The 22,550-nt window shown below is 62.4% G+C and carries 22 protein-coding genes; 15 read left to right on the top strand and 7 right to left on the bottom strand.

The features are described from left to right. Position 1 precedes the first annotated feature (1 nt). From WIF35_RS02545 to WIF35_RS02535, 3 genes are read left to right on the top strand one after another with little or no spacing between them, the layout of a single operon-like run. Positions 2-1,981, top strand: a complete 1,980-nt coding sequence (locus WIF35_RS02545; RefSeq protein ID WP_412480003.1) for a fumarate reductase flavoprotein subunit — start codon at positions 2-4, stop codon at positions 1,979-1,981. Further along, a complete protein-coding gene (locus WIF35_RS02540; RefSeq protein ID WP_412480002.1) occupies positions 1,978-2,736 on the top strand; it encodes a fumarate reductase iron-sulfur subunit in 759 nt (252 codons plus the stop codon). Before WIF35_RS02545 ends, WIF35_RS02540 begins: the two co-directional genes overlap by 4 nt. A 55-nt stretch (positions 2,737-2,791) precedes the next feature. Further along, positions 2,792-3,439 (top strand): hypothetical protein, encoded by a 648-nt coding sequence (locus tag WIF35_RS02535; protein ID WP_412480001.1) that lies wholly within the window; start codon positions 2,792-2,794, stop codon positions 3,437-3,439. 120 nt (positions 3,440-3,559) lie between these two features. On the opposite strand, the gene WIF35_RS02530 is transcribed toward WIF35_RS02535, so the two are convergent. Continuing rightward, positions 3,560-4,339 (bottom strand): sulfite exporter TauE/SafE family protein, encoded by a 780-nt coding sequence (locus tag WIF35_RS02530; RefSeq protein WP_412480000.1) that lies wholly within the window; start codon positions 4,337-4,339, stop codon positions 3,560-3,562. Positions 4,340-4,508: 169 nt separating this feature from the next. Between WIF35_RS02530 and WIF35_RS02525 the strand changes: the two genes are divergently transcribed. After that, on the top strand, positions 4,509-5,426 hold the full coding sequence (locus WIF35_RS02525; protein ID WP_412479999.1) for a LysR family transcriptional regulator: 918 nt from the start codon (positions 4,509-4,511) through the stop codon (positions 5,424-5,426). 11 nt (positions 5,427-5,437) lie between these two features. Here WIF35_RS02525 and WIF35_RS02520 read toward each other — a convergent pair whose 3' ends face one another. Further along, the gene (locus WIF35_RS02520; protein WP_412479998.1) at positions 5,438-8,914 is read right to left on the bottom strand and encodes an ATP-binding protein; all 3,477 of its coding nucleotides are present in this window, start codon (positions 8,912-8,914) and stop codon (positions 5,438-5,440) included. Between the two features lie 185 nt (positions 8,915-9,099). Here WIF35_RS02520 and WIF35_RS02515 point away from each other — a divergent pair, with 185 nt between their 5' ends. The 6 genes from WIF35_RS02515 (at position 9,100) to WIF35_RS02490 (ending at position 12,800) form a co-directional block, all read left to right on the top strand. Then, a complete protein-coding gene (locus WIF35_RS02515) occupies positions 9,100-9,378 on the top strand; it encodes a DUF6156 family protein (RefSeq protein ID WP_412479997.1) in 279 nt (92 codons plus the stop codon). Between the two features lie 53 nt (positions 9,379-9,431). Continuing rightward, on the top strand, positions 9,432-9,650 hold the full coding sequence (locus tag WIF35_RS02510) for a Nif11-like leader peptide family RiPP precursor (protein WP_412479996.1): 219 nt from the start codon (positions 9,432-9,434) through the stop codon (positions 9,648-9,650). Positions 9,651-9,778: 128 nt separating this feature from the next. Beyond that, positions 9,779-10,126: an arsenate reductase (glutaredoxin) gene (gene arsC, locus WIF35_RS02505; protein WP_412479995.1), complete on the top strand. Its 348-nt coding sequence runs from the start codon at positions 9,779-9,781 to the stop codon at positions 10,124-10,126. A 768-nt stretch (positions 10,127-10,894) separates the two neighbouring features. Continuing rightward, complete coding sequence (locus WIF35_RS02500; RefSeq protein ID WP_412479994.1) at positions 10,895-11,344, top strand: rod shape-determining protein; 450 nt, start codon at positions 10,895-10,897, stop codon at positions 11,342-11,344. A 300-nt stretch (positions 11,345-11,644) separates the two neighbouring features. Further along, positions 11,645-11,845 (top strand): tautomerase family protein, encoded by a 201-nt coding sequence (locus tag WIF35_RS02495; protein WP_412479993.1) that lies wholly within the window; start codon positions 11,645-11,647, stop codon positions 11,843-11,845. A 175-nt stretch (positions 11,846-12,020) separates the two neighbouring features. Continuing rightward, positions 12,021-12,800 (top strand): alpha/beta hydrolase, encoded by a 780-nt coding sequence (locus WIF35_RS02490; protein ID WP_412479992.1) that lies wholly within the window; start codon positions 12,021-12,023, stop codon positions 12,798-12,800. A 21-nt stretch (positions 12,801-12,821) separates the two neighbouring features. On the opposite strand, the gene WIF35_RS02485 is transcribed toward WIF35_RS02490, so the two are convergent. Then, positions 12,822-13,352, bottom strand: coding sequence for a flavin reductase family protein (locus WIF35_RS02485; protein WP_412479991.1), 531 nt, complete (start codon positions 13,350-13,352; stop codon positions 12,822-12,824). Between the two features lie 282 nt (positions 13,353-13,634). On the opposite strand from WIF35_RS02485, the gene WIF35_RS02480 reads away from it, so the two are divergent. Beyond that, the gene (locus tag WIF35_RS02480) at positions 13,635-13,910 is read left to right on the top strand and encodes a hypothetical protein (RefSeq protein ID WP_412479990.1); all 276 of its coding nucleotides are present in this window, start codon (positions 13,635-13,637) and stop codon (positions 13,908-13,910) included. Between the two features lie 10 nt (positions 13,911-13,920). Beyond that, complete coding sequence (locus WIF35_RS02475) at positions 13,921-14,562, top strand: hypothetical protein (RefSeq protein ID WP_412479989.1); 642 nt, start codon at positions 13,921-13,923, stop codon at positions 14,560-14,562. A gap of 187 nt (positions 14,563-14,749) precedes the next feature. Here WIF35_RS02475 and WIF35_RS02470 read toward each other — a convergent pair whose 3' ends face one another. Next, positions 14,750-16,081: a malonyl-CoA decarboxylase gene (locus WIF35_RS02470; protein ID WP_412479988.1), complete on the bottom strand. Its 1,332-nt coding sequence runs from the start codon at positions 16,079-16,081 to the stop codon at positions 14,750-14,752. 63 nt (positions 16,082-16,144) lie between these two features. Further along, a complete protein-coding gene (locus WIF35_RS02465) occupies positions 16,145-18,388 on the bottom strand; it encodes a response regulator (protein ID WP_412479987.1) in 2,244 nt (747 codons plus the stop codon). Between the two features lie 386 nt (positions 18,389-18,774). Between WIF35_RS02465 and WIF35_RS02460 the strand changes: the two genes are divergently transcribed. After that, positions 18,775-19,182, top strand: a complete 408-nt coding sequence (locus tag WIF35_RS02460; protein ID WP_412479986.1) for an FKBP-type peptidyl-prolyl cis-trans isomerase — start codon at positions 18,775-18,777, stop codon at positions 19,180-19,182. An 82-nt stretch (positions 19,183-19,264) separates the two neighbouring features. Here WIF35_RS02460 and WIF35_RS02455 read toward each other — a convergent pair whose 3' ends face one another. Both WIF35_RS02455 and WIF35_RS02450 read right to left on the bottom strand, forming a co-directional pair. Further along, positions 19,265-19,825 carry an HPP family protein gene (locus tag WIF35_RS02455; protein ID WP_412479985.1) on the bottom strand — a complete coding sequence of 187 codons (561 nt, stop codon included), beginning with the start codon at positions 19,823-19,825 and terminating at the stop codon, positions 19,265-19,267. Beyond that, positions 19,822-20,031 (bottom strand): hypothetical protein, encoded by a 210-nt coding sequence (locus tag WIF35_RS02450; RefSeq protein WP_412479984.1) that lies wholly within the window; start codon positions 20,029-20,031, stop codon positions 19,822-19,824. Before WIF35_RS02450 ends, WIF35_RS02455 begins: the two co-directional genes overlap by 4 nt. 286 nt (positions 20,032-20,317) lie before the next feature. On the opposite strand from WIF35_RS02450, the gene WIF35_RS02445 reads away from it, so the two are divergent. After that, positions 20,318-21,856 carry a DUF4118 domain-containing protein gene (locus WIF35_RS02445; protein WP_412479983.1) on the top strand — a complete coding sequence of 513 codons (1,539 nt, stop codon included), beginning with the start codon at positions 20,318-20,320 and terminating at the stop codon, positions 21,854-21,856. Then, positions 21,853-22,542, top strand: a complete 690-nt coding sequence (gene kdpE / locus WIF35_RS02440) for a two-component system response regulator KdpE (protein ID WP_412479982.1) — start codon at positions 21,853-21,855, stop codon at positions 22,540-22,542. Before WIF35_RS02445 ends, kdpE begins: the two co-directional genes overlap by 4 nt. The last annotated feature ends 8 nt before the right edge of the window (positions 22,543-22,550 follow it).

The following is a 22,550-nucleotide window of genomic DNA, read 5'->3' as shown; positions in this document are numbered from 1 at the left end:
CATGGAAACCATTCACACCGACGTCCTGATCATCGGCGGCGGTCTGGCCGGCCTGCGCGCCGGCCTGGCGGCCCGCAAGCGTGGGCAGAAGGTCATCATCCTCAGCCTGGTGCCGCCCAAGCGCTCGCACTCGGCCGCCGCCCAGGGCGGCATGCAGGCGAGCCTGGGCAATACCCTGAAAGGCGCTGGCGACAACGAGGACGTCCATTTCGAAGACACCGTGCGCGGCAGCGACTGGGGCAGCGACCAGGAAGTCGCCCGCATATTCGTGCACACCGCACCCAAGGCCGTGCGCGAGCTGGCGGCCTGGGGCGTACCGTGGAACCGCGTGCAGGCCGGAGCACACGAAGTCATCATCGACGGCCAGCGCGTCACCTTGCAGGAACCCGAAGCCGCCCATGGCCTGATCACCGCCCGCGACTTTGGCGGCACCAAGAAGTGGCGCACCTGCTTCGTCTCGGACGGCACCGGCCACGCCATGCTCTACGCCGTTTCCGACCAGACCATCGCCGAAGGCATTCCGGTGCACGAGCGCATGGAAGCCGTGGCGCTGATCCATGACGGCCAACGCTGCCACGGCGCCATCGTGCGTAACCTGATCAACGGCGAATTCGTCGCCTACGTTGCTCGCGCCACCTGCATCGCCACCGGCGGCTTCGGGCGCATCTACCAATCGACCACCAACGCGGTGATCAACGAAGGCATCGGCGCGGCCATCGCGCTGGACACCGGCGTCGTCCCACTTGGCAACATGGAGGCGGTGCAGTTCCACCCGACCGCCATCTTCCCCGCCGGCATCCTGGTCACCGAAGGCTGCCGCGGTGACGGCGGCCTGCTGCGCGATGTCGACGGCCACCGCTTCATGCCGGATTACGAGCCGGAAAAGAGGGAACTGGCCTCGCGCGACGTCGTGTCGCGCCGCATGGAAGCGCACATCCGCGCCGGCAAGGGCGTCAAGTCGCGTTTCGGCGAACACCTGTGGCTGGACATCACCCTGCTCGGCGAAGCGCACATCAACGGCAAGCTGCGCGAGGTGAAGGAAATCTGCCAGTACTTCCTCGGCATCGACCCGGCCAAGCAATGGATTCCGGTGCGCCCGGCCCAGCACTACTCGATGGGCGGCATCCGCACCGATGCCCACGGCCACGCCCGCGGCCTGCGCGGACTGTTCGCCTGCGGCGAGGCCGCCTGCTGGGACCTGCACGGCTTCAACCGTCTGGGCGGCAATTCGGTGGCCGAAACCGTCGTTTCCGGCATGATCGTCGGCGAAGCCATCGCCGACTACTGCGCCTCGCCGGAAGGCGACATGCAGGTATCGACCGCGCTGATTCGCGAATGCGGCGAACGCGTGCGCCAGGAATTCGCCGCCATCGCAGCCAATCACGGCAGCGAGAACGCCCACGACCTGTTGCGCAGCATGCAGGCACTGATGACCGAGAAGGTCGGCATCGTGCGCGACGGTGAAAATCTGACTGCTGCGGTGCACGAGCTGAAATCGCTGATTTTGCGCAGCCACCGGATCGGCCTGCAAAGCCATCGGGCCGGGGCCAATCCGGAGCTGACCACCGCCTGGCGCCTGCAGAAAATGCTCAAGCTCGCCCTGTGCGTCGCCCACGGCGCCCGCCAGCGCACCGAGAGCCGTGGCGCCCATTTCCGCAGCGACTACCCGCGCCGCAACGACGCCGACTGGCTGAAACGCACGCTGGCCACCTGGCCCGATCCCGAGCAACTGGTGCCCAGCCTGGCCTACGAGGCGCTCGACGTGCGCCGCATGGAACTGCCGCCCGGCTGGCGCGGCTATGGCGCGCGCGACTTCATCGAGCATCCCGACACGGCGCACCGGCAGACTCGCATCGAAACCATCAAGGCCAGCCTGGGCAACGCCGATCGCCACAGCCTGCAGGAAGCGCTGATGCCCTTCCGCCACCTGCTGCCCGAGCATCTGCGCGGCCCCAACGCCCGCCTGGAAGACATCGCATGATCCCGTTCTTCAAGAAATCGCCCGCCAACGGCCAGCCGCGCCGACTGACCGTGCGCATCCTGCGCCACAACCCGGCCGATCCTTCCAGCGTGCCGCACTTGCAGGATTTCGCCATCGAAGAAGCCGAAGGCATGACGCTGTTCATCGCGCTGAACGAAATCCGCGCTACACAAGACAACTCGCTGCAATTCGATTTTGTCTGCCGCGCCGGCATCTGCGGCAGTTGCGCCATGCTGATCGACGGCCGCCCCGGCCTCGCCTGCCGCACGCTGACGCGTGACCTCGGCGACACCATCACCCTCGCCCCGCTGCCCGTCTTCGAGCTGATCGGCGATCTGTCGGTCAATACCGGCAAATGGATGCGCGGCACCAGCGAACGCCTGCAAACCTGGATCCACGCCAACAGCGCGCCCAAGCTCGACGCCCTCGAAGAACGCATGGAACCGGCGCTGGCCGAAGAAATCTACGAACTCGACCGTTGCATCGAATGCGGCTGCTGCATCGCCGGCTGCGGCACGGCGCAGATGCGCGAGCATTTCGTCGGCGCCATCGGCCTCAACAAGATCGGCCGCTTCCGCCTCGATCCGCGCGACACGCGTAGCGACGAGGATTTCTATGAGCTGATCGGCGACGACGACGGCGTGTTCGGCTGCATGTCGCTGGTCGGCTGCCACGATGTCTGCCCGAAGCAATTGCCGTTGCAGACCCAGATCGCCTTCCTGCGCCGCAAGATGGCGCTGATGGGGCTGCGCTGAAGGCAACGGCCTATAATTGATCGTCATCCGGTCAATCAGTTAAGAAGGAAAATCGATGCGCATTCTGCTCGCACTGGCGCTCTGCCTCGGCCTCGCCACCCATGCCACGGCGGCCGAAACCATCGAAATGCAAACCTGTACCGACGCTAACGGCCGCAGCTACAAGGCACAAGCCGATACGAGCCTGCCGGTCATCGTCCGCTTCGGTGGCGAGGATGGCCGCCGCGTCATCCGCCACAACCCGGAACTCTTCCCCGAGCTGTCGCCGCTGGCCCGCGAATTCTTCTTCGCCCAATCCTGCGCCCGCCTGGCCATGGGCCTGCCGCCCGCCGCCCTGCCGACGCCGGCCCAGGCCCGCCGGGCCGATTGCGTGGCCCTCGGCACCCTGCAAGCCTCTGGCCTGATCGGCCAGGGCGCAGCCGCCATCGACCGCCTGCAGAACGAACTCGCTTTTTCCGACGAGGAATGGCAATTGCTGCCCGCTCCCAAGCACGCCATCGACCTCTCTGCCTGCAGCGCACAACCGGGCGTCGTCCGCCTGCCGCTGCGCGGCGAGCCGACTGCTGCCCAGATGGAACAGAACGCCTGCGTCCGCCAGTGCGGCGACCGTCTCTACGCCTGCCAGGGTCGTGGCAAACGCGACGGCGACGGCGCCTGCCTGAGCACTTACCAGCAGTGCGAAGCGGGCTGCAAAACCCGCTAGGACCCACCCTGATACCTTTGAAACTGTCATTCCCGCGAAAGCGGGAATCCAGGAAGTCGACCTACCGGCTTCCGGACTTCGCGGGGGCGACGATAGCCTGAGCGCTTCCCGGAACCACCCTCAGCGCAGCGCCGGCCCAAGCACCAGCCACAGGGCCGTCGCTACCAGCATCCAGCCGAAGGCCACGCGCATGCGGCGTTCCGGCAGCTTGTGTGCCAGCGCGACGCCGGCCGAAACGGTAAATAGTCCGCCAATCGCCATCGGCAAGCCGAGGCTCCAATCCACCCGCCCGGCGCCAGCGTAAGTCGCCAGCGCCACCGCCGAACTCGGCGCCACCAGCGCCAGCGACAGGCTTTGCGCCACGGTCTGGCGCAAGCCGAGCCAACCGGAGAGCAAGGGCGTTGCGATCAAGCCGCCGCCGATACCGAGCAAGCCCATGCTGCTGCCGCCGGCCATGCCGACGAAAGGCAAGGCGCCGACCTTGAGCGTGCCGCAGCCTTCTTCCTTTTTCCGGCGCGGTACCAGCAGTTGCAGGGCCAGCAGCGTGATGCAGGCGCTGAACAGCAGGCGCATCACGGTCGGGTTCAGCGAGCTCGTCGCCACGTGGGCGATCAGCCAGGTGGTCAGCGTTGCCGACAGGCCGATGGCCAGCGCCGCCTTGAGCGGCACCGGATGGCGTTGGCTGTAGCGCCACCAGCCGATCAACAGGTTGGGCACCATCAGGACCAGCGCGGTGCCCTGCGCCAGCGGCTGCTCCATATGAAAGCCGAGCACGAACAACGGCACGGCGACAATGCCGCCACCGATGCCAAACAGCCCGCCGAGAAAACCCAGGCTGGCACCGAGGGCGAGCGTCAGGAAAAGATCGGTCAGGCTGGGAAACAGGCTCAAAAGCGTCATTGCTGCGGTGCACCGGCTAAAAAGGCAAAAAATGGCCGCCCCGCGATGGCTGTTCAGCCCGGAGGAGAGTTGGGCCGAACCGCCACGGTAGGCGACCAGCCCATGATATTGATCGCCGAACGAACTACAATACAAAGCAAGTCAATTGATTATTGCCTTAAACACAATAATGGACAGCACCACCGATCTCGCCTTCTTTGCCCTGCTCGCCCGCCAACCCAGCCTGGCCGCGGCGGCGCAGGCACTCGACGTAACGCCGCCAGTAGTCAGCCGCCGCTTGGCCGCGCTGGAACAGCGCCTTGGCGTGCGTCTGCTCAACCGCACGACCCGCCGCGTCAGTCTGACACCGGAAGGCGAGCGTTACCTCGAAGACGGCGAGAACATCTTGCGCGACATCGAGCGCCTGGAGCGTTCCTTGACGGAAAGCCGCGACACGCCGCGCGGCCTGCTGCGCATCAACGCCGGCTTTGGTTTCGGCCGCCGCCACCTGGGGCCGCTGATCGCCGAGTTCGCCAAGGCCTGGCTGGAAGTCGAGGTCATCCTGCATTTGTCGGATCGCCACCTCGACCTGACCGAAGGCGCCTTCGACATCGCCATCCGCTTCGGCCCGCCGCCGGACGCCCGCATCATGGCGCGGAAGATCGCCTCCAACCGCCGCCTGCTATGTGCCGCACCGGCTTATCTAGCCGAGCATGGCCTGCCGACGACACCGCGCGATTTGCAGGACCACCAGTGCATCGTCATCCGCGAGAACAAGCGCGCCTTCAACAACTGGCAATTGACCGACGGCAAGCAGCAGACCATGGTCAAGGTGCGCAGCCGGCTTGGCGTCAATCATGGCGAAATTGCCGTGGACTGGGCGCTGGCCGGGCACGGCATCGTGCTGCGTTCGGAATGGGACATCGCCCCCTACCTGCGTTCCGGCGAACTGGTGCGTGTGCTGACGCCGTGGGTCGGCACTGCCGCCGACATTCACGCCATCTATCCGCCGCGCCACCACCTGTCGGCCAAGGTGCGCACCTTCATCGATTTCCTGGCCGAGCGCTTCGCGCAATACCGCGTGCCGGAGGGCGACGCCCCCTGGTAGGCGGCACGTGATCAGGCCTGACGCTTGCGCGCCTGCTCCAGCCAATGAAGCAGGGTTTCATAGAGGTGATCGGGCTTCACCGGCTTGCCGATATGGTCGTTCATGCCGGCTTCCAGACAGACCTGCCTGTCCTCGTCGAAGGCATTGGCCGTCATGGCCAGAATCGGCGTGTCGCGGTTCAGCGAATCGGCCCGGATGGCCCGCGTCGCCTCCATGCCGTTCATGTTGGGCATCTGCATGTCCATCAGGATCAGGTCATAGCGGTCCTGCCGCGCCTTGGCCAGTGCGATGGCGCCATCGCCCGCCAACTCGACCGTCAACCCGGCATCTTCGAGCAATCCGGCCGCAACTTCCTGGTTGATCGGCTCGTCTTCGACCAGCAGGACGCGCGCCGCTGCATAGCGCGCGCGCAAAGCCGACTCGGCGCTCATCGGCGCCAGTTCCGACACCGCATCGGAAGCGATCGAAGCCGCCTTGCCCAGACGAACGGTGAACCAGAAGGTACTCCCCACACCCAGCGTACTGTCGACGCCGATCTCGCCGCCCATCATCTGCACCAACTGGCGGCTGATCGCCAGCCCCAGGCCGGTGCCGCCGTACTTGCGGCTGATTGAATTGTCGGCCTGGGAAAAGGCGTCGAACAGACGATCCTTGTCTTCCGGGGCGATGCCGATGCCCGTATCGCGCACCTCGAAACGCAACAGCATGTCGGCCGCGTTGTCCTCGACACAGCTCAAGCTGACCGCAACCTCGCCCGACGGCGTGAATTTCACCGCATTGCCGGCGAGATTGAGCAGAATCTGGCTCAGGCGCAGCGAATCGCCGACCACTCCCTGGCGCGCCAAGGTCGACGCGCTATCCAGATGCAACGCGAGGCCTTTCAATTCGGCCTGATGCCCGACCAGGCTGGCGATGTTCTCCAGCACGCTGCCCAGCTTGAATTCCGCCTGCTCGAGCACGAGGCGCTCGGATTCGATCTTCGAAATATCGAGGATGTCGTTGATGATCAACAGCAGCCGGTTGGCCGCCGATTTGGCCTTGTCGAGTTGTTCCTGCCCCTTGGCATCCGCCATGCGCCCGCGGGCCAGCGCGATCATGCCCATGATGCCGTGCATCGGCGTCCGCAATTCGTGGCTCATGTTGGCCAGGAAAACCGACTTCGCCCGGTTCGCCGTTTCGGCCGACTCCTTGGCCTGGGTTAACTGCTGATTGGCGTTTTCCAGATCGGCATTGAGCGCCTGAACCCTTTGTTCCGACTTTTCCCGCTCCGCGACTTCGTGCAGGAGATGGTCGTTGGCCTGACGCAGTTCGTTGGCCTGGCGTTCGAGATTGTCGGTGTGCTGACGTAATTGTGCGGCCATGTCGCGCATCGCGGCGAACAAGGTTCCCACTTCGCGGATTGGGCTACGCATGGCACTACCCAGACGCCACTTGCCGGCCGCCATGTTGGACGCAGCTTGCGATAGCTGGATCAACGGCCGCGAAACCCAGTCGGTGGCCAGCAAACCGATCAGGATGCTGAACAGCGAAACGACCAGCGCCAGATAGATGATGTTGTGCAGCATGTCGCTCGCCACCGAATCGAAGTGGCTGCGCGGCAAGATGACGCCAATCGTCAGCTTCGGCCCCTGCTCCAGTTGCAGGGTGTGCCAGTCGAGCAGGTAGTCGGCGCCCGCCAGGCCGACAGCCGCCCTGCCTTCCGGTGTGCCGGCCTGGCGCAGGGCACTACCGGCAGCACGCAGCATGGCGTTGTCGCTGCTGGCAAAATCGAAGCGAAGCGTCGTGTTTTCGTCGATCCGGTAAATCGGCTCGGTGGTCGAGGTGGCCAACAGCTTGCCATCCTGTTCGGCGATGAATGCCACGCCGCTGGTATTGACGCTCAACTCGCGCAGGAAAGCGCTCAGCTGCGACAAGGCGACATCCGCCGTAGTCACGCCGAGGAATTCGCCCTTGGCGCCATACAGGGGGACCGACATGCCGATGCCGAGCGTATCGTAGGCCCCGGCAGCATCGTTGATCACATAGCGGTAGGCCGGATACCAGGCCATGCTTCCCTTGGCCACGGCAGCCTTGAACCAAGGCCGGCTACGCGCGTCGAAATCGCTGTTGCCGCGTGAAACCAGCGTCGTCCGCCGGGCAGCGTCGTCGGCCCGGTAGATGTGCATCACCCGGTCGTCGGCAATGCGCGCATGCAGCATGCGCAGGCCGCGATCGCTGCCGAGCGGTGGGCGGCTGCCGGCGTAATACTCACCGTCGGGCAGACCGATGGAGATGAAGGTCAGCAAGGGCTGCTGCCGAATCTGCAACAGGAAGCGCTGCATCAGCGCCTCGCGATTGCCGATATCGAGCCCCCCGGCGCGAGCCATCTCGGCGTTGTACGCCACGATGCGACGCGGCACCTCAAAAAACGCCGAGACCTTGTCATGCACCCGCTCGCTCAAGGATGCGGCCAGCGACTGGACGAACACCTCAGACGAATGCCGCGCATTGCGATAGGAAATCCAGCCGCTGATCGCCACGATGGGCAACAACACGAGCAACAATGAACCCAGCAGGAAAGCACGCAAGCCGACTTGGCGCCGCTTGCCGCCGGACTCGACCCTGCTTTCGGCTTCATCCGCCAACGCTTTCGCCCGGGCACGCAGTAACACGGAGGCGATCAGCGCCAGCGCGATCAGCCCGCAACCGCCGCGTACCAGCCAGATACGTAGCGGATCAAGTCTCACTTGGCGCGGCTCGGCTGCTAGCCGCCAGGCACCACCCGGCAACATCAGATCGACCGTTACATGCGGCCGCTGGAAAATGCCGACATCGCCGAAGAAAGGATCACCCTGGATGCCGGAGCCATCGCGACCACGCATCGCCAGGCTGAACGGCAGATCCTCCGCCAGCAGGCCGGCATCGGCCAGCAAGCCTTCGAAATCGACGGCGGTCGATACCACACCCTTGAACTCAGGCAACTGGCCGGAGGCAGACAGGTAGATCGGCGTCCGGCTGACCACCCCAGGGCGACCGCTCTGCACCAACTTGAAGGGCCCGCCCCAAACCGTGTCCTGTCGATCCAGCGCGCGTTGCACGCCGATCATCACATCCGGCCGCGTGGCGTAGTTCATGCCGAGCACGGCTTCGTTACCTTGGTAGGGATAAGCGAAGGTAACGACCAGCCCCCGCGACAAGGTCACATTGATGATCCGCCGGTGACCGGAAATCAGGCGTTCGGCCACCTGGTTCAAACGTTCCTCGCCAACCTCCAGATTGGCCGGCAGCGCTGCAGCAAAATCGTAATTGACCTGAACGATGGACGCCAGGTCGCGTTCCAGGCGCATCACCGCTGCCCGCAACTGCACTTCCGTCCGCCGCATCGCCGCCTGCTCGGCCTCGCCCCGGTCGAAATGCTCGATGCCCGTAGCCAGCAGCACAGCCGCCGCAATGACCGCGAGCACCTTCAACCAGGTCGTGACAGCAATACGTTGGAACAGCACCGGCATCGGGAACGCAAATATTTCGAAAGTGCAAAGAATAGCAGCAACTCTACGCCATGGGGTCAAAACATTCCCACCGCCATTTCCTGCTGCAGAGCACTTATTCCAGACGCAACCGAAAGCGCTGGCCCCATTTTTGCAATCCATGGGGTTTTGACGAAATTCCTGTCGACAATCCGACAAAACGCACGATGACCCGCCCAGCCACCACCCGCTACTTCACCAGCTACAGCGGCACCAAGCTACCGCTCAACCTCGTCGGCGAAATCGACGCCGCCAGCATGAACAACCGCAACACCTACTTCCGTGGCAGCTACGACGCCAGCGGCCAGCTCGTCAGCTGCGAAAAGGTCGTCTACGGCGAAATCGAACTGCGCCACGACTACCACTACCACGCCGATGGCCGCCTCGCCCGCGCCGAAATCGACGACGGCAGTGGCGACAGCAACGTCATCGACTACCCCGCCTGAACTCCCATTCAACCCGCAACACCCTCTTACCAACCTCATCAGGAGAACCCACCATGTCCGTCGCCCCGATCAAGGCGTTTTCCGACAAGGCGCGCGCCGATGCCGCCCTCGCCGAAGCTCTCAAGGCCTGCCAGAAGATCAAGGAACTGCGCGCCCTCGCCAAAGACAACGGCTTCGAAATCGTCGAAGACTCGCTCTACCCGCCCAACGAGCCGCAATTCACCGAAGACCAGCTCTCCGAGCGCCTGGTCAAGGCCCTGCTGCGCGCCTGAGCGGTAGGCGCCCAAAACAACGGCCGGAAACCCCGGCCGTTTTTTGTGCCCGTTTTTTGCCATTTCAGCCCGTGCACCGCAGCAATCGCCTGCGCGACAATACGCACCTTGCAATCCGGAGCCCAAGCATGACCACCATCTACCACAACCCGCGCTGCGGTAAATCCCGCGACACCCTCGCCCTGCTCAAGGAAAAAGGCATCGATCCGCAAATCGTCCTCTACCTCGAAACCCCGCCCAGCGCCGCTGAGATCAAGACCCTGCTAAAGCAACTGGGCCTCGCCGACGCCCGCGCCCTGATACGCAAAGGCGAAGCCGAATACAAGGACCTCAACCTGGCCGACGCCAAGCTGTCGCAAGATGCGCTGATCGAAGCCATGGTCCAGCACCCCAAACTGATCGAGCGCCCCATCGTGGTCAAGGACGGCAAAGCCGCACTGGGCCGGCCACCGGAGAATGTGCTGGCGATTTTGTGAACGGCGACCGAACCGCTGACTATCGCCCCTCAAGCAAGGCTGTCCGAAGCAACGCGGATAGCCTTTTTTGCGCCCTCGAACAATGCCATCCGAATGGACGCCACCTGAGCGAATGCGTATGCTTATGCCCATCGCGTAGCCCAGAACCCGCCAAAACGAGGTGATGCGCCCCCTCAGTCATCAATGTCCGGTTTGGCCGATTGAAACTAGCCATGAATACACCACAATCCACCCGAAAAGCTTGTGATACAAGCGAAACTCGCTGTCCTGTATTCCAGCTTATTGGACAGGTTTCAGAATTAGGCGTCAGTTTTGACGTCTACCACTAGTTAGCCCCATGTCTCTGTTTAAACGTGAGCCTCGTCGCGGATTACGCAGCCCTAAACGACTCAAGGCCATGATTCGCCACTCGCGTATACACGAAAGCTTGGGCTTTTACTTAGCCAGTATTTGCTGGGGGCGCTTAGTTGTATTTCTGTTGTTCGCCTATGTCGTAATTTGGGTGCCGCCACCTACAAATGTCTCTCCGTGGCTGTCTATGACATCGAAGGCCTTGTTTGCCGTACTCATGTTCTTATATCTGGTTGACTCTATTTCAGTTGCTAGGTCTTCTTGGAGGCGTCGGCATGCTAAGGGCTAACCATCCAGTCAACCGGACCGCCGAACAGCCGCGTTTAGGTTTCCTCAATCCGCCACGCGCGGCGTCCGGTTACTTTCACCATTAGTGCTCCGTCAATGTTCGGTTTTCCAAGCCCGATTCTGTACGTAATGATTTCGCCAGAGCTTCTGACGATCAAGAATCTGCGTTCTGGCCGAGTGATTTCGGCAGTGCCTGAAGTGGCGATCAGTCAGTCCGCCAAACCCGAGATCATCGCGATAGGGGCTAAAGCGCGCGACGCGGCAGCATCGCGGCCCTCTCGGATCGTCAATCCGTTCGGTCACCCCCGCTCACTCGTTTCCGACTTCACACTCGCCGAGCAGCTTTTGAAGTACCAGGTGAGGCAAGCGATGGAGAAATCGTTCCTCGCCCTAGCGCCCACGATCATCATGCACCCCCTGGGCGATCCCGCCGGTGGCTTTACGCAAGTCGAGCTTCGCGCATTTCGCGAGATGGCGATGGGTGCCGGCGCGGCGAAGGTGTTTCTCAAACTGGGCAAGCCACTGACCGACCAGGAAATCGTTCAGATTCAGAAAAATGGGCCTGACTTTCCAGATTGATCGCTGAAAGGCCGCATTTTTGCCCTGCTGCGGTGCACAAGCCTTTTTTGCCAAAAACCGATGCGCCGTTTAACCTGACTTCCACTCCTGTCCGACGTATTCTTAGCATTCGCAACAATCGGGGACAGACCACATTTTCCAGAAAGAAACGTGATCCCTCCGTGTTTTATTGATTTTCAAGCCACAACAGCCAGCTTCGAGACCCGATCCAGCCATGCTGTCTCGTCGTGCTGGCCCTCACAAACTAGTGAGCAGTCAATTCCTGGCTCTACCGATTCTTCATTGGAGTCACTTACCCCCATGCCATACGTCAATATTCAGATCACCAAAGGTGCCACGAGGGAACAAAAGAGTCAGTTAGTCCAAGAGGTCACTGATTCTTTAGTTCGAGTGCTTGGCAAGAAGCCGGAGCATACCCACATCGTCATTCAGGAAATCGAAGAGGAGAACTGGGGTTTCTCGGGGTTACTCACCGATGAATGGAAAAAGCTAAACCGATAACTTATCGTTGCCTCTGCCCCAATCTGCATTCGGAGCAATGAAAGGTGTAAAGCCCGATTTCTCCCGCTGCTGCGGTGCACACGCATTTTTTGCCAAAAACCAAGGCCCCGATTAACCTGAATCGCTCTCTTTAGCCGCTTATTCTTTGGCCTCATTACCCCACCGGAGGAAATCAATGCGCGCTATCGTTTTTTTCGCCTTCTGGCTACTCACGGCCACTACCGCTCTGGCGCAGCAAGTTGTCGACATCCCGACCCGGCCTAGCGTGACTCAGCGCCTGCTGGTGCTCTCCTCGGCCAGCACCAAAGCGACGCTGATCATGCTGCCGGGCGGGCACGGCGGCTTGCAGTTGTTTCCCAACGGCGGCATGAAATGGGGCGAAGGCAATTTCCTGGTGCGGACGCGCCAGTTGTTTGCCGATCAGGGCTTCAACGTCGTGGTAGTCGATGCGCCTTCCGACCGGCAATCCGCCCCCTTTCTCGGCGGCCAGCGGCAGAAACCGGAGCATGCGGACGATATCAAGGCGGTGATTGCCTGGGCGCGCGAAACCCACAAGGTACCGGTCTGGCTGGTTGGCACCAGCCGCGGTACGCAGTCGGCAGGCTATGTCGCCACCGAGCTGTCTGGGAGTGATGGTCCCGATGGGGTGGTGCTGACGGCAACGATCCTCACCGACCCCAAGGGGCGGGCGGTGCCGATGATGCCGCTTGAGAAAATCCGTATCCCGGTCCTGGTGGTGCATCACGAGGAAGATGGCTGCTCGCATTGCGCCTTTGCCGGCGCACCTTCGCTGATCGACAAGCTGAGCAACGCCCCGCGCAAGCAGTTACTGGTCTTCAAGGGCGGGCGGAATGTGGGCGATCCGTGCGAGGCGATGGCCTATCACGGCTTCAATGGCATCGAGAACGACGTGGTGCAGAAGATCGCAACCTGGATCTTGGACGGCGGTAGATAAACCCAGCCCCTGCGTCGAGGCTCAACGCATCTTCGAATCGAGCTGTCGCGTCTCGCCAGCGAACATGAACCTGCCGTAACCGCGATGGTGTATGGTTTGTTGCTCGGCGATGTCGTCGTCGGCCCAGGCCTGCACCACTTCCAGCACGAAAAAGCTGTAGCGATTGACCAGGCGGGTATCGAGCACGCGGCATTCCAGGTTGGCGAAACATTCGGCGATCAGCGGAGCCTGCACCTGCGCTGCCGGCAGCAGTGTCAGGCCGAAAGCAGCGAATTTGTCGATGTCGCGACCGCTATGGTTGCCGCAGGCGACGACCTGATCGGCCAGGCTAGCATCCGGAATGTTGATGACGCACTCCTTGGTCGCCTTGAGTGCCGCATGGCTATAGCCGCAGACGACGCAACCGACGAGCGGCGGCTCAAATTCGAGCATGGTGTGCCAGGAGAGAGTCATCACATTGTTCTTGCCGCGCCGCGCGGTGCTGAGCAGCACGACCGGGCCGGGTTCGAGCAGGCCATAGACCTTGGCCAGCGGAAAGCTCTTCTTTTTCATGGCGGCCTCCAGCGGTCGGCCACCCTTGCCGCCGGCAACCCTGCCCTGAGCGGGGGGGTGAGGGCCATTCCGGATGCCGTACGACGGGCGGCCGACCTTGCTTTCAGCTTAGTTCCGAATCGTTCCCTTGCCAAAGATTTTGCCTAGCTCGTAAGCGGCACTGGGCGCCGTGTCGCCCAGGCCCAGTGGTTCGATCGTTACAAATCGCTACAAATGGCCGTCATCGCATGCTCGGGCAGATCGTTAAGTAGCTATGGCAATCGTGAATCAATGGAGCACAACATGATCCGCAACCCCAACTACGAATCCACCCAATTCATTCAGTCGCTCAAGGGCGCCGGTGTGGCCATCAGCAACGAGCAGGAAGTGATCGAACGCCTGGAAGAAGCCCGTGAATGGCACTACGCCTTCACGACCCTGGTCAAGCAGGGGCAACGCATCGGCATCAGCTTTCTGGCCAACCCGGGAATGAAATCGGCCGAACTGCAGCGCATCTTCGCTCAGTACAAGTTTGCCGAGCAGGCCGAAGCCACGTTCGAGGCCAATCTGATTCACTAAGCCCATGGCTATGAGTGCCCTGCCAATGCTGCGCAAATATCTGATCGCTATTTCGACTTTCCTCGCCGTGACGGGTGTTCACGCCGAGGAAACGTCGGTTGTCGCCGTTCCGACAGAAAGCGCTCAGGTCTTGCCCGCCATGGACGGTGCGTTGGTTGCACTCACCACAGAACCGCTGCCGGCGATAGCAGCCAAGCCGATCAGGCATCTCGCCTCCAGCCAAGGCCTCGCTCAGGGCAAAACGATCAAGGCCAAAAAGCATGCCGCGGCCAGATCGATGCTTTCGCGCGCGGCCCGCGAGCAGATCGCGCTCTACAAAAGCGCTGGCCGGGTCGACGACCCGACGCGGCAAATCGCCTCAGATGACGATGAAGACGATCCCGGCCTGGACGATCTGGATTTGCACCGTTCCTTCAGCCGGCCGAGGCTGACCGGGGAAACGTTCGACGGCAACGACGACAAGCTCGCCCTGCCCGCTCACATCCAGCTACGGCTGTTGATGGCGCGAGCCAAGGCGGTCGATGCACATGTTCTCAATCAGGCAGCAGCCGGTGTTTCGGACGAAGTGCTGTCCGACAAGGTCAAACTCCGCCTCTTCGTGGCACGCAGCCGTGCCATGGAAGCCTTCCACAAGAAATTCGGAGACGCCTGAAGGCTATTTGCAGGGCAAGGCGACGATGGTCGCCCGCTGCCAAATAAGCCTTGCTGACGCCGAAACACGCCTGCGCCAAGGGCGGGCGGGATGAACATTTCCCGGATTGCCCAGCGCGCCACGGTTTTTGCCCTTTTTGGCCGGTGCACCGCAGCAGTCGACTGCGCACCGGCCACGGAACGGTTATTTACTTGCTTAACCGTGCCTGCCGCCGCACGGTCGCCGACATCGCGATCTTGCCAGTGCTGGCGAAGGCTTCGAGGTTGGTTTCGATGTCGTCGAACTCATAGCGGTAATTCACCATCAGCCCGAAGGACTGGCGGAAGCCCTTGGCCGAGGAGTCGGCCAGGAAATTAAGGCGCTCGACGCGCGCACCGTTGCCGAGGTGGAAGCGCGATACCGGGTCGAACGGCGGACCTTCTTCGCCGCCGCCCTGCTTGGCTGTCGCCAGATAGCGGGCGCCGAGGCGCAGCAGCGCATCCTGCACGGAACGCACCTGCTTCTTGTCCTTGGCCCATTCGCCGGTCGATAGCTGATCGAGCGCCAACGCGATCTCGGCCTCGGCCAATACGCCCGGATTCTTGCGCACCCAGGCAGCCATGCCCGGCATCGGCGACAGGGTGGCGAAGTTTTCCAGTTTGGGGAAATCGCGCTTCAAGTCGTCGATCACGCGCTTCAACAGGAAGTTGCCGAAAGACACGCCACGCAGGCCAACCTGCGTGTTCGAAATGGAGTAGAAGATCGCCGTATCGGCCTTGCGGTTGTCGAAAACGGGGGCGTTCTCGTCGAGCAGCTCCTGCACGTTGCCGGAGATATGGTCGGTCAGCGCGACTTCGACAAAGATCAGCGGCTCGGCCGGCATGCGCGGGTGGAAGAAGGCGTAGAGCCGGCGGTCGGAGTCGAGGCGATTCTTGAGGTCGGTCCACGAGCGGATCTCGTGCACGGCTTCGTATTCGATCAGCTTTTCGAGCAAGGCGGCCGGCGAGTTCCAGGTCAGGCGCTGCAATTCGAGAAAGCCGACGTCGAACCAGGCCGAAAGGCGCGACTCCAGCTCGCGGTCGAGTACGGCCAGTTCCTTGTCGTTTTCCAGATAGCGCAGCAGATCGGCGCGCAGGTCGACGAGGAATTTGACGCCCTGCGGAATGGCGTTGAATTGCGTCAGGATGCGGATGCGTTGCGAGCGCATCGCCCCACGCAGGGCGGCTTCGGCCTTCCATTGGTCGGCGGTGCCGACGGCCTTCTGGTAGGCCGCGTGGGCCTTGTCGACCTTCTTCGGGTCCGGCCCGAACTCGAGTGCGATCAGCTTCAGGAACTGGTGGCGGCCTTCGTCGTTCAGGCCGAGATAGGTTTCCGCCAGCTTGCCGGCACGCACCCGAGCCGAAACTTCGCCGCCCTGCCCGGCCGCGCATTCGCGCAACTGGGCGCGCAGCTTCTCGACACCCTTGGCATTGAGCCCGACACGTTCTTCGCTGCCGCCCATCAAGGAGCGCAGCTTGTTTACGAGGTTTCCTGCAACCATGTTCGTCCTCCTGTTTTTATTATTTTGCCTGATGCGGCAAGCCAGGGGAGGGAAAACGCCGACTCAGGCGGTCGGTTTCAGCGTGTCATCCAGCCATTTGACCAAGGTCTTGAACAAGACCTCGGGTTCGACCGGCTTGGCAATGAAGTCCGACATGCCTGCTTCCAGGCAGCGCTGCTGGTCTTCGCTGAAGGCATTGGCCGTCATGGCGATGATCGGTACGCTGGCGCAGCCCGGTAGCAGGCGGATGGCGCGTGTCGCTTCGATGCCGTCCATGCGTGGCATCTGCATATCCATCAGGATCAGCTTGTAGTGCGAGGCAGCGGCTTTCTCGACCGCCTGCTGGCCGTCGTCGGCCACATCGACAACCAGTCTGGTCTCAGCCAGCAAGGCGAGCGCCACTTCCTGATTGATCGGATCGTCCTCGACGAGCAGGATACGGCTGCCGTCGTGCGCGGCGCGCAGGCGTTCCTCGCTGTCGTCGTGCACCAGCGAATGGATATAGACGCCGACGTTATGGCACTTGCCGAAGCGGGCGCTGATCCAGAAACGGCTGCCCTTGCCCGGCTCGCTATCGACCCCGGTCTCGCCGCCCATCAGACGGGCCAGGCGGTCGGTAATGGCCAGCCCGAGGCCGGTGCCGCCGAACTGCCGGGTAGTCGAGGCATCGACCTGCTGGAAAGCGCGGAACAGGGTCGACAACTTGTCGGGAGCGATACCGATGCCGGTATCCTCGACTTCGAAACGGACGAAAAGGCTCTCCTGATCTTCGTCAAGCACCCGCGCCCGCAGGCTGACCTTGCCGGTGGCCGTAAATTTCACCGCATTGCTCGCGTAATTGAGCAAAGCCTGGCGCAGGCGCGTCGGATCGCCTTTCAGGCAGGATGGCACGTTACCGTAATCGACTTCGACTTCCAGCCCCTTGGCCCGCGCCGCTTCGGAAATCAGTGAGCGAACCCCATCGAGTACGGCGCTGGTCGGGAACTCGGTGTATTCCAGTTGCAGTTTGCCGGCGTCGATTTTCGACAGGTCGAGAATGTCGTTGATGATGGATAACAGGTGGTCGCCTGCATTGCCGATCTTTTCCAGGCGTTCGCGCTGTTCCAGGCTGGGGCCGTCGCGCATCAGCAGGCGGGTGAAGCCGATGATGGCATTCATCGGGGTGCGAATCTCATGGCTCATATTGGCCAGGAACTCGGCTTTGGCCCGCGCCGCCCGCTCGGCCTCCTCCTTGGCCGCGCGCAATTGGTCGGTGCGCACCGCAACCAAGCCTTCAAGCTCGCTCGCCGCGCGTAGCGAGGCTTCCTTCTCGCGGTGCAGGCTGAGCGTGTAGAGCACCGAGGCGTAGATGGCGACGATCAGCAGGTTGCCGACGGAGGCAAGCAGCACGAAGATGCTCGTTTCCTGACTTTGCTGCTGGGCGAGCTCTGGGCTGGGGTGGAGCAAAAAGACCTCGATCGCCTGCATCGTATCCTTCTTGCGGACCAGTACATACGGCGTATCGCCGCCGTCGAGGCGGACCAGGCGCTGCCCGAAGGCCGCCCCCCAGGCCTCGATCGACAGCGGTACGAAACTGGCACGCCGATACTGCGCCTGCAACTCGGCCTCGGGCTTCGAACCGACACTGGCACCGGGTACCGTACGCAAGTTAAGGCGGTTGTCGCGGGACAGGATGATCACCCCATTCGCATCCGTGATGAAGGATTCGAATTGCCCGGTCCACCGCATGAAATCGGTGATATCACGCTTGGTCGCAACAGCGCCCGCAAAAACGCCATTGGCCATGACCGGATAGGAGAAATACAGCCCCGGTACCTGGCTATTTCTGCCAATTGCATACTGCTCGCCGGGCAGGCCGGTTTTCGCTTCACGATAATACTCACGCTCGGCGTAGTTGTTGCCGATGAAGCTGATCGGCGTCATGTGGTTGCTCGAAGCAACACAATCTCCGCCGGCGTTGAGCAGCCAGATGGCGTCGGCTTTCAGCGCATCGGCCGCAGCGACGAACAGCGAATTGACTGCCTGTAATTCCGGATTGGCCGCCCACGCCGCCTTACGCTCGGCATGAGGCAAGGGCGACGGTTCACCATTGAGCGAAAACTGCTGCAAGGCTCGCTCGACCTGGACATCCTTGGCAAGCAGCTTGGGAATGCCACGCAGGGATAGCAGGGTTTCTTCGATGTTACCGACCAGGGAATCGAGCTGGCGAGCGGCCAATTGGCTTTGGTGTTCGAGTGTTTCGTCCATCACCCGCTCGGTGTAGCGATGCGCCACAACCCAGGCGAGCACGGTCCACAACAGTAGCATCGGCAATATCAAGCCAGCCTTGTTGCGGTGAAACAAATCCGCACCCTGCTCTGAATGCATCTTGCCTTTCTCCATAACTCAGCGAACACCCTTCAGTAGTTACGAATAATGACAACGAAATAGCAAAATCAAGTTGATCTAAATCATGCCATATTCAATCAACGCGTTAATCATTAGGAAACCCCGCAAAAAACTTACTGATAAATCAATATGTTCAACAAACGAACGTTTGACACTAAGACCACAACGAGTCGACAACGTTCAATTCAAACGTCATTTGAAACGGCAAATATCGACGCAATACGCCTCCCCTTTCCCAATTCACTTGCCGTGATTTCAAGGCGATAATCGGCCCCTTCCTTTCATCACTACCTACAGCCACCACCATGAAAGCTTCGCTCCGTCTCGCCCTGGCCGCACTGACCCTGATCGCCGGCACGGCCGCCCACGCTGCCGCCCCGGAAAAAACTGCTTCCGGCCTCGTCTATGAATCGCTGAAGGACGGCAACGGCGCGCAGCCCAACGCCCAATCCACCGTTCAGGTGCATTACCGGGGCACGCTGACCGATGGTCGCGAGTTCGACAGCTCCTACAAGCGTGGCGAGCCGGCCACCTTCCCGCTCAATCGCGTCATCCCCTGCTGGACCGAAGGCGTCGCCAAGATGCGCGAAGGCGGCAAGGCCAAGCTGACCTGTCCGCCGGACATCGCATACGGTAGCCGCGGTGCAGGCAACGTCATCCCGCCGAACGCAACGTTGACCTTCGAAGTGGAATTGCTCAAGGTCGCCCGCTAAGCCACTCACTGCCCAGCAAAAAGGCCGGAAATTCCGGCCTTTTGTTTTTTGCCCGTTTTCGGCAGTGCACCGCAGCAATGAGCTAAAACCAGATTTCCGGATAACGCCGCGAGCGCGCCAGGTTGTTGAACAGCAAGGCGATCACCAGCATCAGCACGGCACCGAGCAGGACGGGCGTCAGCACATACCAGAAGCCGAGGCGATGGATTTCACCGGAGCCGACGACGGCGATCAGCGCCGTCGCCCCGCCGGGCGGATGCAAGGTGCGCGTTGCGTGCATCAAGGCAATGGCCGTCGCCACGGCCAGCGCACCGGCCAGCCAGGGCATGAAATAGAGGCACTTCCAGCAGATCACGCCGACCAGCGCCGACAGCACATGGCCGCCGATCAGGTTGCGCGGCTGCGCCAATGGGCTGCGCACCGCACCGAAGAGCAGCACGGCCGAGGCACCGAAGGAGCCGATCAGCAGCACCCGATCGCCCTCGTTGAAGTAATGCTCACCGAGCCACCCGAGCAGGGCGATGCCGCAAAAGGCGCCGAGCCAGGACAGCGCAATCTCCTCGTTGCTCACCCGCGGCGGGCTGCCGCGCGTCGTGCCGCGCATCTTGCGCAGATAATCCCGCCAGTTTGTTTCGAGCTTCACGCGGTATCGTCCTTATCCAGCGCCTTCCGCTCTTCCCGCAGGCGTTGCAGGGCATGCCGCCAAGCCAGGTGATAGACCGTGCGAAAGTCCTCGGTACTGATATCGATATAGCCCGGCACATGGGCCAACGCGTCGAGGATGTCCTCGTCGGACAATTCCAGTTCCGGGGGCTCGCTGCCCTTGTTAGCGTCTTGTTCAGCTTCCATGCCGTTCATGCGAGCCGTCGCTGGCCCGTCTCATTGGGGGCTGGTCATGCTAGGTGAAATGGGCGAATGACCATATCCGCCATTCGGAGGATGCCGCTCCTGCCAAAGTAGGGCCGGCGCGGCAGCGAACGACGGTTTTGGGCCATTTTCGACAGTGCACCGCAGCAACCGCTCGGGCAAGCGCGCCAGCAACTTTTACGACATTTTTACGCCCTTACCGCCAGAATGATCGGCGTTTTTATACGGCTTGGCCTAGTCTGACACCATCCGATCACAGAGATATGCCATGACGACCGAAACCCAAACGACCGCTAGCAAGCTGGACCGGCTGACACCCAGTCGGCGCTACGCGTTGACCGTCGTCGCCTGCGTCGTCACCACCCTGCTGGCGACGCCATTGCTCGGCTATCTCGATCTCGCCAACATCGTCATGCTGTTCCTGCTGACGGTGCTGGTCGTCGCCGTCCAGCTCGGCCGCAACGCCGCGATTCTCGCCTCGGTGCTCAGCGTCCTGTGCTTCGACGTGTTCTTCGTCCCGCCCCGCTTCTCGCTGGCGGTCAGCAACATCCAGTACCTGGTCACCTTCGCCGTCATGCTGGTCACGGCGCTGACCACCACGCACTTCACCTCCATCCTGCGGCAAAAAGCCCGTGAGGCAGAACACCGCGAGCAACGCACGCAGGCGCTCTATCAATTGGCCCGCCAACTGGCCGGCGCCTTGAGCATCGAGCAGGTCGGCGAACTGGTGCACACCTTCATGCAAGCCCAGGCCAATGCGCACAGCGTCATCCTGCTGCCGGCCGAGGGCGGCAAGACGCTGGCGACGCCGGCCCCGGCCGAAGCGCATTTCGTCGAAAGCCACCTGGCGCAAGTCGCCTTCCACAGCGGCAAGCTGGTGCGTAGCGACGAAGTCAGCGGCCTTGGCCTGGCTTCGCTCTATCTGCCGCTGAATGCCACGATGCGCCTGCGCGGCGTGCTGGCCGTCGGTTTTCCGACCAACTCCGATGAACCGAGCGACGCAACGCTGTCGCTGCTCGAAGCCCTCGCCTCGCTGATCGCCGTGGCGCTCGAACGCCTGCATTACGCTGAGGTGGCCAAGACGACCGAGCTGAACATGCTGACCGAGCGCCTGCGCAGCTCGATTCTCTCCGCCCTGTCGCACGACCTGCGCACGCCGCTGACGGCGATGGTCGGCCTGGCCGACTCGCTGTCGCTGATCAAGCCGCCCTTGCCGCCGGCTGCGCTGGAAACCTCGCAGGCCCTGCACGAGCAGGCCGCCAGCCTGGCCGGGCTGGTCGGCAACCTGCTCGACATGGCCCGCCTGAATGCCGGTGAAGTGACGCTGCGCCGCGAATGGCAGCCGCTGGAAGAAGTCGTCGGTGCCAGCATCAAGCTGCTCGGCAATGCGCTGGCCGGCCACCGGATCAAGGTCGATCTCGACAGGCAGTTGCCGCTGCTCGAATTCGACGCCGTGCTGATCGAGCGCGTGCTGTGCAATTTGCTGGAAAACGCCGCCAAGTACGCGCCACCCCAGACCGATATTGAACTGAGCGCCAGCCGCCAGGGCGATGCGGTCGAGATTACCGTCGCCGACCACGGCCCCGGCTTTCCCGCCCAGCAGCACGACGAGCTGTTCAACATGTTCGTGCGCGGTCATCCGGAAAGCGGTAAGCCGGGCACTGGCCTCGGCCTGGCCATCTGCAAGGCCATCGTCGAAGCGCACCAGGGCAGCATCCGCGCCGAGAACCGCAGCACCGGCGGCGCCGCCGTCAGCTTCACGCTGCCCGTGGGCGAGCCGCCGGTGATCGAGGAGGAACACCTATGAGCACGCCCGCCAAGGTGTTGATCGTCGAGGACGAGAAGCAGATACGCCGCTTCGTGCGCGTCGCCGTCGAGGAAGAAGGCTGCCAGGTGAACGAAGCCGAAACCATGGCCCAAGGTCTGCTCGAAGCCGGCTCGCGCCAGCCCGACCTGCTCATCCTCGATCTCGGCCTGCCCGACGGCAATGGCATCGAGCTGATCCGCGACCTGCGCGGCTGGTCGGATATTCCCATCCTGATCCTGTCCGCCCGCTCGCAGGAAAACGACAAGATCGACGCGCTCGACGCCGGGGCCGACGACTACCTGACCAAGCCGTTCAGCGTCGGCGAGCTGCGCGCCCGCGTCCGTGCCCTGCTGCGTCGGCGCAGCCGTAGCGGCGAGGCAGCCTCGCCGCTGGTCGAGTTCGGCAATGTGGCGGTCGACCTGTCGCGCCGACTGGTCAGCCGCAACGGCGAGACGGTGCACCTGACGCCGATCGAATACCGCCTGCTCTGTGCCCTGCTCGCGCATCCCGGCAAGGTACTGACGCAGCGCAACCTGCTGCGCGAAATCTGGGGCCCGACTTATGTCGAGAGCAGCCATTACCTGCGGGTCTATGTCGGCCATCTGCGCCAGAAACTCGAAGACGACCCGACCCAACCCAAACACTTTTTGACAGAAACCGGCGTGGGCTACCGCTTCCAGCCGTAGGGGAAAAT

Origin of the sequence: Azonexus sp. IMCC34839, assembly GCF_047047955.1 — a bacterium.
Taxonomy (GTDB): domain Bacteria; phylum Pseudomonadota; class Gammaproteobacteria; order Burkholderiales; family Rhodocyclaceae; genus Azonexus.
The sequence above is the reverse complement of the archived record's forward strand: the minus strand, read 5'-3'. Positions and strand labels throughout refer to the sequence as shown.